This window comes from Dyadobacter pollutisoli, assembly GCF_026625565.1.
GTDB classification, from domain to species: domain Bacteria; phylum Bacteroidota; class Bacteroidia; order Cytophagales; family Spirosomataceae; genus Dyadobacter; species Dyadobacter pollutisoli.
The window spans coordinates 5,039,744-5,053,002 of record NZ_CP112998.1 but is presented as its reverse complement, the minus strand read 5'-3'; the positions used below and the strand labels follow the sequence as shown (position 1 = coordinate 5,053,002).

13 protein-coding genes are annotated in these 13,259 nt (G+C 44.4%); 9 read left to right on the top strand and 4 right to left on the bottom strand.

All coding sequences use genetic code 11. The features are described from left to right. Nucleotides 1–41 precede the first annotated feature (41 nt). Nucleotides 42–818, bottom strand: a complete 777-nt coding sequence (locus ON006_RS20545; RefSeq protein WP_244823733.1) for an AIM24 family protein — start codon at nt 816–818, stop codon at nt 42–44. 175 nt (nt 819–993) lie between these two features. On the opposite strand from ON006_RS20545, the gene ON006_RS20540 reads away from it, so the two are divergent. Both ON006_RS20540 and ON006_RS20535 read left to right on the top strand, forming a co-directional pair. After that, the gene (locus ON006_RS20540) at nt 994–2,181 is read left to right on the top strand and encodes a glucuronyl esterase domain-containing protein (protein WP_244823732.1); all 1,188 of its coding nucleotides are present in this window, start codon (nt 994–996) and stop codon (nt 2,179–2,181) included. Between the two features lie 161 nt (nt 2,182–2,342). Next, nucleotides 2,343–2,570 (top strand): hypothetical protein, encoded by a 228-nt coding sequence (locus ON006_RS20535; protein ID WP_244823731.1) that lies wholly within the window; start codon nt 2,343–2,345, stop codon nt 2,568–2,570. On the opposite strand, the gene ON006_RS20530 is transcribed toward ON006_RS20535, so the two are convergent. Then, a complete protein-coding gene (locus tag ON006_RS20530; RefSeq protein WP_244823730.1) occupies nt 2,554–2,979 on the bottom strand; it encodes a hypothetical protein in 426 nt (141 codons plus the stop codon). The genes ON006_RS20535 and ON006_RS20530 overlap by 17 nt on opposite strands. A gap of 201 nt (nt 2,980–3,180) precedes the next feature. Here ON006_RS20530 and ON006_RS20525 point away from each other — a divergent pair, with 201 nt between their 5' ends. Both ON006_RS20525 and ON006_RS20520 read left to right on the top strand, forming a co-directional pair. Further along, on the top strand, nt 3,181–3,435 hold the full coding sequence (locus ON006_RS20525) for a VOC family protein (protein WP_244823729.1): 255 nt from the start codon (nt 3,181–3,183) through the stop codon (nt 3,433–3,435). A 45-nt stretch (nt 3,436–3,480) separates the two neighbouring features. After that, the gene (locus ON006_RS20520) at nt 3,481–4,059 is read left to right on the top strand and encodes a YdeI/OmpD-associated family protein (protein ID WP_244823728.1); all 579 of its coding nucleotides are present in this window, start codon (nt 3,481–3,483) and stop codon (nt 4,057–4,059) included. A 71-nt stretch (nt 4,060–4,130) separates the two neighbouring features. On the opposite strand, the gene ON006_RS20515 is transcribed toward ON006_RS20520, so the two are convergent. Next, nucleotides 4,131–6,296: a T9SS type A sorting domain-containing protein gene (locus ON006_RS20515; RefSeq protein ID WP_244823727.1), complete on the bottom strand. Its 2,166-nt coding sequence runs from the start codon at nt 6,294–6,296 to the stop codon at nt 4,131–4,133. 198 nt (nt 6,297–6,494) lie between these two features. Here ON006_RS20515 and ON006_RS20510 point away from each other — a divergent pair, with 198 nt between their 5' ends. Continuing rightward, on the top strand, nt 6,495–7,436 hold the full coding sequence (locus ON006_RS20510; protein WP_244823726.1) for a helix-turn-helix domain-containing protein: 942 nt from the start codon (nt 6,495–6,497) through the stop codon (nt 7,434–7,436). A 79-nt stretch (nt 7,437–7,515) separates the two neighbouring features. After that, complete coding sequence (locus tag ON006_RS20505; protein WP_244823725.1) at nt 7,516–8,355, top strand: oxidoreductase; 840 nt, start codon at nt 7,516–7,518, stop codon at nt 8,353–8,355. Between the two features lie 56 nt (nt 8,356–8,411). Here ON006_RS20505 and ON006_RS20500 read toward each other — a convergent pair whose 3' ends face one another. Further along, complete coding sequence (locus ON006_RS20500; RefSeq protein WP_244823724.1) at nt 8,412–9,980, bottom strand: glycoside hydrolase family 43 protein; 1,569 nt, start codon at nt 9,978–9,980, stop codon at nt 8,412–8,414. A gap of 151 nt (nt 9,981–10,131) precedes the next feature. Here ON006_RS20500 and ON006_RS20495 point away from each other — a divergent pair, with 151 nt between their 5' ends. The 3 genes from ON006_RS20495 (at nt 10,132) to ON006_RS20485 (ending at nt 13,228) form a co-directional block, all read left to right on the top strand. After that, on the top strand, nt 10,132–10,494 hold the full coding sequence (locus ON006_RS20495; RefSeq protein ID WP_244823723.1) for a BlaI/MecI/CopY family transcriptional regulator: 363 nt from the start codon (nt 10,132–10,134) through the stop codon (nt 10,492–10,494). An 18-nt stretch (nt 10,495–10,512) separates the two neighbouring features. Next, a complete protein-coding gene (locus ON006_RS20490) occupies nt 10,513–12,396 on the top strand; it encodes a M56 family metallopeptidase (protein WP_244823722.1) in 1,884 nt (627 codons plus the stop codon). Between the two features lie 427 nt (nt 12,397–12,823). After that, on the top strand, nt 12,824–13,228 hold the full coding sequence (locus ON006_RS20485; protein WP_244823721.1) for a response regulator transcription factor: 405 nt from the start codon (nt 12,824–12,826) through the stop codon (nt 13,226–13,228). Nucleotides 13,229–13,259 lie beyond the last annotated feature (31 nt).

Genomic DNA, 13,259 nt, shown 5'->3' with positions numbered 1-13,259 from the left:
CTCAGAACGGCTAACTACGAGGGCTTTATGGAAGAGGCAAACTATAACGATTTGGTTGTAAAGACAATCCCGCTGTCATAAGGCCAGATGAATTCAAATTTTATCCCTGTCTTTTTTATGGTGCCTTTATAGGTTTTGCCATTGAATATAATTTCAAGCTGGTTGGTCACATTTTCGGGAACATCATGGTCTATCCAGGTAGTGGCTTTCGATGTTGCTGTTCCCGTTTGACAATACGTTCCTACGCTTACGCCTTTGAAATCAAGCTGATAGGTATCTCCGGTTTTGTTCCTGCTAGCAATCAGCTGGTTGTTCAGGCAATTGTAATTTCCTTTGGTAACTGTTTTGAATGCGAGGAAATTGGCAGAATCAGGTGAGCTGAAAGGTGTAATGTAAAGCTGCTCGTTTTCCTGGAAGCTTTGCTCGTAATTAGGCGCAACATACACCTCTCCAGTCACTTCCACATCGATAAAAGTGGTGTCAAGAGATATGCTGTCTATCGCAAACACCCTGTACTTTCCTGGGTTTTGAAAATAGATCATTGCGTATGTTCCCGCGTTGATAACGGTTTCTGTGGGCTGAACCCTCCATTTTACAAACTGACTGACCGGGTTGATTACCGTAAACTTCGTGGGTTCCTTTTGCTTGATACCTATGGTTTTTTCAGTGATTATCCGGGTGATGCTGGAACTGCTGTCTTCGCCGGAACGCAGGGAGGAAGGGGTGGGCAATTCATTGTCCATTTTGCTCCGCTCGCAGGCTACAAGCTGGACCAGCATCATTACAATGCTTAGCAGGACTAATTTTTCTCTTTTCATGACCATTTGATAATTAAGTTATTGAACAATACGCCAGGTGATTTCCTGTCAATAAAATAAACTACACGAGTTGGTCACAAGGTTGGGTAGGAGATAAGTTAAATTTGAAATAGTCAGTAAATAATTGAGAGACCGTGGTTTATCTGGTAACATTTTCGGATAAATCACCGCTTTTATGCTCAGGTTTCTACTTACAGGCATTGTCCTGATTTCCTTTCTTTCAGCAGGGCATTCACAGAACTACGACGAGTCGAAAGTACCGGCTTATACATTGCCGGACGTACTGAAAACGATCGATAACAAACCGGTATGTGCCAGGGGAGCCTGGGAAAAAGAGCGTAGACCGGAAATAGTGAGGCTTTTTGAGGACAACATTTATGGACAAATGCCAACGACATTCGACGGCATCAACTTTTCGAAAACAGCGGATGATCAGCCCACGATGAATGGTAAGGCCACATTGAAACAAGTATTGATTGAAGTTTTCAAAGACGGCAAAACCGTTCAGATCAACGTGACTTTGTTTGTCCCAACGCATGCTACAAAACCCGCACCCGTTTTTTTATTGATCAATAACCGTGGAAAGGACAATACAGATCCTACGCGTGAGAAGAAAAGTGAGTTCTGGCCAGCCGAAATGGTGATCGACAGCGGCTATGCCATTGCTGCATTTCATGTGAGTGACCTCGCGCCGGATGATAAGGAAGCTTATGTCAAAGGCGTGCTGCAACTGTATCCCGAGCAATTGAAAGCGGACAATGGTATGAAAGCGATTGGCGCTTGGGCTTGGGGAGCAAGCCGTGTACTGGATTATTTCGAGAAGGACCCTGACATTGATTCCAAAAAGGTGATTGTAGTGGGACATTCCCGTGGTGGAAAGGCTTCTCTATGGGCGGCCGCCGAGGATCGCAGGTTTGCCGCCTGTGTGACGAATTGCTCGGGAAACTCGGGTGCAGCGCTGGCCAGAAGGCAGTTTGGTGAAAGGATCAGTCGCATTAATGCCACATTCCCGCATTGGTTTAATACCAATTATAAAAAATTCAATGATAACGAAGCCGCACTGCCGGTCGATCAGCACATGCTGATCGCATTGGTTGCGCCGCGGCCAATATATGCTACCAATGCGTCGAAAGACCTTTGGGCGGATCCGAAAGGCACATTTCTTGCATTAAAAAATGCAGAGAAAGTATACGCTCTGTACGATGTGAAGTCGCGGTTGCCGAAAACCCCTCCGGGCATTAATGAGCCTGTTTACAAATCCAAAATGGCGTATCACAACCGGGAGGGCGAGCATAATATGACGTCCTACGACTGGGGCAACTTTATCAATTTTGCTAATTATAATTTTGGAGGAAGAAAGTAATAATGAATGCACCACAAGGTGAAAATACTCCTTACCAATTTTCTGGATATGTTCTTAGTAAACAAGTTGGAACGAAAATTGAAAGGAAATCGGGAAGGGCAGACGTTTTTGGTAATATAACTGCCGGTTAACCTTTATAATGATTACAAAAAAAGAATGTCATGAAACATAGCAAGCTACCGAATGATCAGGCACTGGTACTTTTTACTGATATGAACGGTGTTCCGAGGGAAGGTATTTACAAGAAAGGATCAAAAGCATTTGTCGAGGCGATCGGGGATGAGGGACCGGAGGATACCGGTAACATTTATCCGGAAGAGGATATTGTCTCGTGGGAATATCTCGAACAACGCGACAAGCCGAATTCAGATATTATGGTAATTCTGTAAAAGCTGTTTCGAGCTGTTGATGCAAGTCTGCGTAGTATCTTCTCTCATTGGCAGGCTCGTTGTTATTCAGCAGTACGGATTTGGAATTATGCGGGTTAACGTCAATCGTTACAATCCTGCCGGTGTGCAATTTTCGCCATTCCGGATAGGTCGCCTCATATTTGAACCGGATAACAGTCGGTTTTTCACCCATTCGCCTTATTTCTGCTGTAATTTTCACATTGGCCATATTGAATACAGTCGGCCTGATTGAAGTCACATTCAGAATGGTCGCTTCGCATTCCTGACCGTCACGGAGCACCCTGGTAAGCTTGCGGTGCTCCGCGTTAGTCATCCATTCAAAGGCTAACGTCAGGAATATTCCTCCAAAAAGTATAGTGGTGAGTGTGTGTATAATGAATGTTTCCATAAGGCATCTGAATTAAAGACCGGAACCGAAATAACTTTCAATCCGGGATAAAATCAAACGCAATTATCATACGGCAGGTACCAAGTATTTAGAGGAGAATTACCTTTAATTTAATTCCAAATACTCCTGACATAAGGCTGTCACACGGGCATTTTATTTTTGTAGCGCACTCTGTATTAAATCAAAAAAACAACAAACGAAATGGCTAACGGACAAACATTAAGAGGCATGGCTATGGTTAATTTCTGGGGCGCGGACATGAAAGCTGCAAGGGCTTGGTATTCGGAATTGTTTGGTATCGATCCTTATTTTCAACGTCCCGACGACGAAAACCCGGCATACATTGAATTCCGTCTGGGCGATTACCAGCATGAGTTTGGTATTATCGATAGTAATGTGTTAGGAATTATGTACAACCAGCACTATCTGGACATTTTGGAAGGAAAGAATGCCTGAGCAGGGAGGTGCACTATGATCAAAACTAAAAGCTAGCTGAATACTATGGAAACGAAAAACGATATTCCGGCGCTCCATGCCGAAACCCGTGCAGAATGGCGTGACTGGCTCGAAAGAAATGGTCAGAAGGAAAAAGCGGTGTGGCTGATCATTCATCACAAAAAAAGCAGTAAAACCAGTGTCTATTATCCCGAATCCATTGAAGAAGCGCTTTGTTTTGGATGGATCGACTCTAAATCACTAAAACGTGACGAGGAGAGCAGTTACCTGATGTTTACACCGAGAAAAGCAAAAGGCAAATGGAGCAGCACCAACAAGGAGCGGGTCGAGCGGATGACCGCAGAGGGACTGATGACCCCGGCTGGCCAGGCAACCATTGATCTAGCCAAAAAGACCGGTACCTGGGATGCTTTGGTTGACGCGGAGAATGGAGTGGTTCCTGAGGACCTGCAAGAGCTGCTTGCCAAAAATGACGCGGCTGAAAAGCATTTTCAGGCTTTTCCAAAATCTGCAAAACGTCAGATCCTGGACTGGATTTCGAGCGCAAAACGACCTGAAACCCGCCAGCAACGGATCATTCAAACCGTTGAAATGGCTGCTCATAACCAGCGCGCGAAGGTGTAATCACCTCCGCGCGTGATTTTTTCAACACTGATAGGTAATAATAATTTTCCGCCTGGTCCGCAGCCATAACCTTATTTGGCTTTAACAATTTTCTCTGTGACCATTTTGCCATCATTCATTTCAATGCGCACCGTATAAATTCCGGCTTGCAGGCCAGTCAACACAAGGCCTTCGGCAGACACATTGGTGAAGTTCCGGGTAGACTGCCCTAGCGAATTCAGTATGCTCACGGATTTTACATCAGGTAGTTTGGAAACTGGTATATACAACTTTTCTGACACCGGATTCGGAAAGATCGAGATCAGTTTTTCGCTCGGGAACGATACATTTTCAATTTTGGAATAAGAGAATGTTCCATCTGTGTCGATCATTTTTAAGCGATAAAGATTTGGTCCCGGTACTGGTGACCGGTGTGTAAACTCATACGAATGGCTGCCGGGTTTGCTTCCGCTGGTCATAACGGAGCCTATCTTGTCCCATTTTTTGCCGGTGCTGCTATGTTCGATCTCAAACCGGTCACTGTTGACTTCTTGCGACGTCGACCAGGTCAGCCACGATTGCGTTTCCTGTTTTTGTGCGTTGAAAATTTCCAGCGTTACAGGCAATGAAGACTCTGAACGCAATTTGAGCAACGGGTCTCCCAGGATAAGCTCGGCTTCCTGGTATGAATGCGCGTACCGGTATGCATTGCTGATGTTAAACCCCTGGGACAAATATTGATAGGGGCCGCCGTCGTTGTACAATTGCTTCAAGCCGCTCTTCCCACTTTCTGTAAATACGCCTATGTTTTCACTAAATGCATGCACATTCAGCACATTACCCTTGCCGAGGTAGCGTCCCGCCAGATAATCGGGGCCGTTAAAAGCTCCGACACTGCACGAATACAGATCGATAAGTCTGGTATTGAGTTGCGGCAGGTTGGCAATATCCTGATTGTAAATCCCGAACGAATGGTAATTCCAGGTTCCGTGTAATGTCAGAGAAAAAATCTCATAGGATTTGGTTCCCAGCTTGTTGATAAAGTCACTCTTCCAGACCGGGTCATCTCCTGAGTAATCCGGATCTTTCGTCCTGCCGTACTGCAATACTTCTGCGGAGGTCCAGGCACCATTGATCTCCGCGAGGTCGACCACCTCTTGCTCACTCACGAAACCATCGGTAATGAGCACTTTTTTCTCAAACGAAATATTTCCGCTACGGAATGAATGTACTTTGTTGAAATAATTAACGAGGTAGTCAATCTTTTGCTCCGTATTAAAATTAACATCGGGCAATATCATACCCATGGATACCATCGCATTTTGTTGCTGAAAAACTTCCGGCCTTACTTCGGTGGGAGGGGTAGCACAGAGATCCTGACGGTCAAAAAATTTGAACCTGTCGTCCGACGCGTCATATTCGAACGTTGTGTATAAGGGGTGTGCATAGTATGAGAAAGTAAATTGAACGAATGCGTTTACCGGTGCGCCGTTATTGTCCAGCATGATCCTGTAACCGGTCAATGCGGCATTACTCCCCAGAAAAAACAGATAGGTCAGATTTTCATCTTTGAATCTCCTCCGAATATCCTGGTATAGCGCACCTTTTTGAAGGTTGTTGTCTTCAATGTAGTATTTAACAATGGTTAGCATTGGGTTGCTGGCTGCAATGTCGTCCTCGTAGGTGTCCAGAGCTGCGTTCAGGCGCGCATTGCCTTCGAATTCCTTATTGATTATGAGCAGCATTTTCTCAGGCTTGGGCGCAGGTGTTGGCGCGGTTTTGAATGGTATCCACGCCAAATCTGAACCTGAACACCGGTCACCGTCCAAACCAAATACCGCGCCCCAAAAAAGGTATTCTTTAAAAGGTAAGAGGCCACCGATCGTAAAATCGACAGTACGGGCCGTTTTATTAATAATTTTTGAAGATAGATAACTGGAAGTAATGGAGGGGTCGTTACAATTAACCACCGTACATGCCGGTTTCGCAGTTAAAACCATATGCCCAACGGATTCGATATTAACGGAGGGCGCAAAATATATGTGTACATCAATCGCACTTTCAGGCCTTGCGGCATTGGGTGTGATGTTAACCGTGATGTCGTGAGCTGCGGTTCGTAGTGTTGAAGCTGTGAAGTGGTCTTCAATGACCTTAATGCCCTTGCCTTCTTGTACAAGCCTGTATTTTTTACCCTGAGCAAACAGGTTTCCCGTGCAGATAATAGCGGTAAATAAGGCGAGTAGAAAATAATGTCTCATGACTGGTCCGGTTTAGGAATGGCTGTAAACGATTCATTGCGTATAGTTTAGAATTAAAGAAACCGCCAAATCATGGATTCTCAACTCCAAACTCATAGACAAGAAATGCACCGCCCGCCGTTGCAGACACCCCGTAAATTCTTGAAATCGTTGCGCTGAATGTTCAGGTGATAGAAAAAACAATTTGTATTTTTGGATATGCAGCAATCAAAAATTCCCCGCCTTGAGATAGAAGTATTTGAGCAGACCAACTTTCAGATGCCGCTACTGAAAGTGGAGCCCTACCTGCCTGAGGAAACGTATTTTAGCATTAAAAACCGAAAGGATTATCCTGCGAACGCTTACATATCGCCGAACCGGAGGAATTTTTACAAAGTCATGCATGTGACAGAGGGTACGGGTGTACTGACCATTGGTTTATATCAATACTTGTTAGGCCCCGGCATGATCGCTTTCATCCATCCCGACGAAATCATTTCCTGGCATTCTGCGGGCCCGAATGCCGAGGGGCACTTCTGTCTGATCCATCCCAATTTCTTTGATAATACGGCACATATGCTTAATCTTTTCAGGACGTACACTTATTTCCAGCCGGAAAAGGCCGTAATACAGCTGAATGATGATCAGTCTGAGCAAATCAATCAATATTTTGAACTCATATTCAGGGAAGACCGGGGGACAAACGAAGACAAGAAGCAAGCGATCTTTCTGCATCTGCAATTGATTCTTTTGGAGGCGCAACGGGCTGGTAAAAATCTGCCGGATGTAGGTGTTTCAGAAAGTTACAGCTATGTACACGGATTTCTGTCATTACTGGAATCTGCATTTCAGATACAGAATCCTTCTGATCTGGTGAAGACGAAGACGGCTGCTGAATTTGCGGATCAGCTGAATGTACATCCCAATTATTTGAATGCGCTGGTGAAAAACCAGACCGGCAAAACGCTCCGGGAGCATATCCAGGAGCGAATGTTGTACGAAGCAAAAGTTTTACTGAAACATACCGACTGGGATATTCAGTCGATCAGCGGAGCGCTGGGATTTGCAGAACAGGCCAGTTTTACGACATTCTTTCACCGAAAGGAGAAAATTTCACCTTCTATATTCAGGAATTCATTTGGTTCGGCCATCCATATTTGAAAATCACAAATATGCCTGTTATTTGAATAAAGAGCTGTTTTGGCAATCCTGTTTCCTTTGTTCCATAAAATTAATCAATATGGAAACGCAAAGAAAAACATGGTTTGTGACTGGAACCTCCCAAGGTTTAGGTCTGGTATTAGTCCAAAAACTCCTATCCCAAGGCTACAATGTGGTAGCAACCGCCCGCAACCTCGACGGACTTAAAGCTGCGGTGAATGTAACGTCCGATCAATTTCTGCCACTTCAAATGGATCTGATCAATGAAGAAAGCATTGCAAAAGCAGTAAGTCAGGCCATCGAGAAATTCAAAACCATTGATGTACTGGTAAATAATGCGGGTTACGGATTAATCGGCGGGATTGAAGAATCATCCAGTCAGGAAGTACAGGCGAATTTTGATGTGAACGTATTTGGATTGCTGAATGTGACGAGAGCGGTTTTGCCGCATATGCGTGAGGCAAAATCGGGTCATATCCTCAACATTTCATCTGTCTTCGGGCTGATCGCCGGAGCTGGCTGGGGCGTTTATTGTGGTACCAAGTTCGCAGTAGAGGGCTTGTCCGAAGCGTTGGCGCAGGAAGTAAAACCATTTGGTATCAATGTTACGATCATCGAACCGGGTTACTTTCGTACTAATTTCCTGAATGGCGGATCGATTGTGACAGCGGCAAACCCGATCGCCGATTACAGCGACATTGCCGAAACCAAACGTATGCATGCGCAGGATATTCCAGGCACCCAGCCCGGCGATCCTCAAAAAGCTGCTGAGGTAATGATCAGCACTGCTCAATTGCCGGAACCGCCATTGCGCCTGTTGCTCGGTTCGGATGCTTATCAGTATGCAAATTACAAGATCAAAATGCTGACAGATGGCATTGAGGCGAATAAGGATATTACATTTTCAACGGATTTCTAGCCCCGGGAGATGGGCTAATCCAACAGGAGGTTTGGCCTCCTGTTGGATTAAAAAAACTACTCGTACTTCATCTGAATTGCTTTGACCTCGCTTTTGCCGGATCCGTTTCCGGAGACGTTAATCCCAATTCTCGGCGCCCTGTCCCAACGTGGCAGCCAGGGCTTTTCTATCTGGACAGAACTGGTCAGCGAGTCAATTTTTTGGCCTTTCACATCCCAGCTGAACTCGTAAAAACGGCCATAGCGACTTTGCAGCCTGAGTTTGATGTCTTTATATTTTTCCGGAATTTCCTGCGTTTTGATCACTTCGTGCACACCGTCTTTCACCTGCCATAATTCAATGCGGTTGCTGTGTACGCCATAACCGAGTGCATTGTTCGCGTCACCGTAAACAATGATACTCTGGATCAGATCATTTTTGGCAACCACATCCGCTGTGAAGGTATAGTTGCCTTTTTTAATGGTTAGTCCCAGAAAGTTTCCGGTGCTGATCTTGTTATTATTTTCAATTTGAAGCGATTCGTTTTGTACTGCGAACTTCGGTTTTGGAAAACTGACATCATAAACCCAAGGTGCTTTCAATGTGTCTCTTTCATAATTGATCAGCAGGTCGAAATTAGCGATCGCACTGGCACCCATCGGGGCTTCGGCCTGCGCCGGGGGAGTCCTGCCGTACCTGAAGGCCGGCCATTTAGAAGTTTCATCCCATACCAGCTCGCTAAGCATGCCTTGGCGCCCGCCGAACGTGAAATCGATACCATTGTAAGCATGGTGCAAATAGAAATAGCGGTTGTCAGGCGTCACCACAACCGTTCCGTGGCCAGGGCATTTCCAGGTGTCGTCGCCAAAAAGGACAGGATTTCCTGCATATTTTGTCCAGGGCCCTTGCAGCTTTTCGGCTCTCGCGAACCCTACCTGATAATCGCATTTGTCGCCGCAGCATGCATTTCCCGAGTAAAGCATGTACCAGTAATTGCCTCTTTTAAAAATGGCCTGCCCTTCCGCGCCACCGGATTCCCAGCCAGCAGGATCAGCTTTGAGCAGACTGAATTCCTTGCCAGTTACCTTCAAGCCGTCGGGTGCAAGTTCAGCGCCAAGGATTTCGATGCCCCGATCTTTGTCCAGCCCATATGCTTTCCAGGTGATGAATAATTTCCCTTTATCCTCTACGATGAATGCATCAATTGCCTCTTTGGTCCATTCAATGATCACTCCGTGGTCTTTAAAACCCTTTTTCAGATCCTTTGTGCTGGCTACACCAATAAAAGACTGCTTGTCGGATTTCCGCCGGGCGGTATAGTAAACGTAAAAAGTACCATTGCGAAAGAACAGCTCCGGCGCCCAGTAGCTGCCCATTGTCCATGCAGGCAGGTCAGCAAATACCGGCCCTACATATTCCCAGTCAACCAGGTTTTTGGAACTATAAATAGGATAGGCTGGCCCCCATTCCGACGAAGTTCCGGCAGCATAGTAAGTGTCACCAACGCGAATAACCGAAGGGTCAGCAAAATCGCCGGCAATGACGGGGTTTCTGTAAGTAACAACCGGGCCTGGATGCAGCTTCTGGGCAAAAGCATTGCCAGCACAAAAAAGTATCAGTGAAAAAAGAGCAGCTAAAAATTTCATTCTCTTATGAGTTGTTTCGTCCGGCTAAAGAAAGGATTTATTTGGAAATAAGGCATCAGCTGACACCATTTTCAATGATAGTCAAAGAAAAAAGCATGAATACTTGGACTATTACGAAATGTTCGTAGATTTACGAAAAGATCGTAGATTTATGGAAAAGTTAACACAACAGGAAGAACAGGCCATGCAGGCCGTTTGGAAAATAGGGGAGGGTAATGTCAAATCTTTCATGCAGGCACTGGAAGAACCGTTTCCGCCCTACACGACATTGGCCTCCACAATTAAAAACCTTGAAAAGAAAGGATATCTGCAAAGCCGATTGATCGGGAACTCCTATTTGTATGCTCCGGCTATAACGGAAGAGGCTTATAAGCAGAAGTTTATGGGGAATGTGGTGAAAGATTATTTTGAGAATTCTTACAAGGAACTGGTCAGTTTTTTTGTGGAAAAAAATAAGATTTCCGCGGATGAACTGAAAGAAATAATAGGATTGATTGAAAAAAAGGATCAGTAGGCTCAAACCGGCAAAACTATGTCCCCATTCACCGAGTATGTCGTCAAATTATCGCTGGGACTGACGGTTACCAGCCTCTTTTACCAATTTGTTTTGGCCCGTTATACTTTTTACAACTGGAACCGCTGGTACTTGCTTGGTTATAGCGCACTTTCTTTTATCATTCCTTTCATTGATGTTGACCAGGTGCTTGAACGAACGGAAATCGCGAACAGCACTATGGTACAGGCGGTTCCGTCGATAACTGCGATTGGTTATCCGGCTGCTACCGATGTCGTCGCTGTCATACCACAGTCGGATTTCAACTTGCTGGAATTGTTACCGTTTGTACTTCTGGCCGGGTCACTGGTGCTGTTGGCGAGATTGGGGATACACTTTGCTTCTTACCTTCAAATGCTGAGGAGCTCAGAGCTTGTATCTGATGAGGACATCAGGATATATCATAGTAAGAAAGATATTGTACCATTTTCTTTCGGCAGCGCCATTTTTATAAATCCGGCATTGCATAGTGAGGAGGATTTGAAGGAAATCGTGCTGCACGAATTTATCCATGTGAAGCAAAAACACACTTTTGATATTTTGTATAGTGAGCTTTTGTGCATTCTCAATTGGTACAATCCATTTGCCTGGCTGATCCGCTACGCCATCCGCCAAAACCTTGAATACATTGCCGATAGGGCTGTATTAGAAAATGGTATGGACATCAAGCAGTATCAGTATTTGCTCCTCAAAGTGGTTGGTGTACCCGAGTTTCGCATCGCCAACCAGTTTAATTTTTCATCACTTAAACAACGGATTATTATGATGAATAAAATGAAGACTGCCAGGATACATCTGATCCGGTTCCTGTTTGTGCTGCCATTAATGTGTGTTTTAATACTGGCTTGCAGAAATAATATCGAAGCGTTGGTTGATGGAAAACAGGTAGAAAATGAAAATGTCTTTTACGTCGCTGGGATATTAATGGATGGTGAAACGGGAGAGCCCGCGAAAAATATGCCATTGAAGTTGGACATAGGTGAGAAGTTCAAAGCAACAATTTACAGTGATGCTGACGGGTTTTATCATTATGAGATTGACCTGAGTAACTACAAAGATTCAGTGCTGTATTATGGCATTAATGGATCGGGGGAATATAATCGGTTCGGCGGGGGCGCAAGTTTTGAAGGGCATATGGTTAATAGAAGCCGTTTTTATATCTATTTTCTTACTCCAAAAGGTCGAAATGAAAATAATCAGTTTCCATATTTCGCTGACGGGGACAATTTCTTCGCGAATGGTAAGGAAACTGACATAGAGAGCATTAAAGCTTATCTGATACAGAAAGCCGCGGAATTTAAAGTTGAGAATGATCTAATACTTGCGTTTAAACGGGCATATCCAAAACCTAGTGAGGTTATTGTCAAGTTTGGGAACGGATATTTTAACCAGGAAAGAAAATTGGTTGGCTACGAATCGCAAACCGAGCTTTTCCTGGATGGTAAGAAGGTCTCACACGATGAGATTAATAAAGCCTTTGAGGAGCAGCCAGTCGCGGAATTATTTCCAATTAGAATTGATAGCGACCAGTATAATTCCAAGAACAGTAGAATGTACTACTATACTTTTCCAACTCACAAAGATGCTCCTCCGGCTTACTTGTCTAAAAATAATTTTGAAGTAGTGGATGCAAATCAATTTGATACAACAGCTTTCGAAAAGGACGCCTATTTTCTTGATGGCTTTCGGCAGACGTATGGGATAGGGAGTAATCTCAAACCATTGAAATCAGAAATAAAACGGGTGTTTCTCTTTAAAGGAAAGCTTGCGAGATACTACGACCAGAAACTGGACAAGATTTGGTGGATTGAAACCAGGCCGGAACCTGAAATTTATCAGCGACCAGCCCTGGCATCACATTGACCTGCGTCGCCGGCCGGGAAGGTTTTATAGTTATCTTAAACAGAAAGGACTTGGCCGCAATGTCAAGTCCTTTCTGTTTAAAGCTACGCTTTTGTTTGAACATAGAATTAATTTGCTATTTGGAGTAGCGATATTAACTTGCTAAATTCTTATTTATTGTTAAAATTGGAACATTTATAAGCCGAAGACTAGTCTTGTACAGGTTGCTTTTTAGACGCCCGGGAAAATTGTTCATAGAACTAGTTGCTTTTTCATTAAATTTTTTAAATCAGTAAGCAACGATTTTTAGCTCACATTTCAATTTTTTATTGTGCCCGATCACGGCCTTGAAAATACATTTGTACCAGACTTTGATCTTTACAATCTGATATCGTAAACTAGCAGATTTCTATTTGAACTTATCATTTGAAATTAAAATAACCCACTAATGAATATTGCGCTCATAGACAATCACCCTGTTTTTCGTACGGGCATCCGGATTATTCTAAAAAGCCAGTTTGAAGATGTAAAAACGCTCGAAACCGGGAGCATTCAGTCCCTGGGAAGAGATATACAGCAGGACGCCCTTGACATTATCATCATCGGACTTTCAGAAGAGCAGCCCGAAATTGACCGCAGCGCATTGAGAAAGGCGATGAAAAATAACCCAATGGCTTCTTTCATTTTGTATTATGCACATAATCCAGGGTTTAAGTTTGCCAGTTCGCTGATGCGTAGCGGTGTCAAAGGGCTCCTTATCAAAGGTGGTGGTCCCGACGATCTGACAGTATGTGTCAGTTCGGTTCTTTCGGGTCAGTCCTACGTCAGCCAACATGTTCGGGCGCTAGCCTAAGCAGGCATGCCCTCCGAGTGATTTGTTTTTG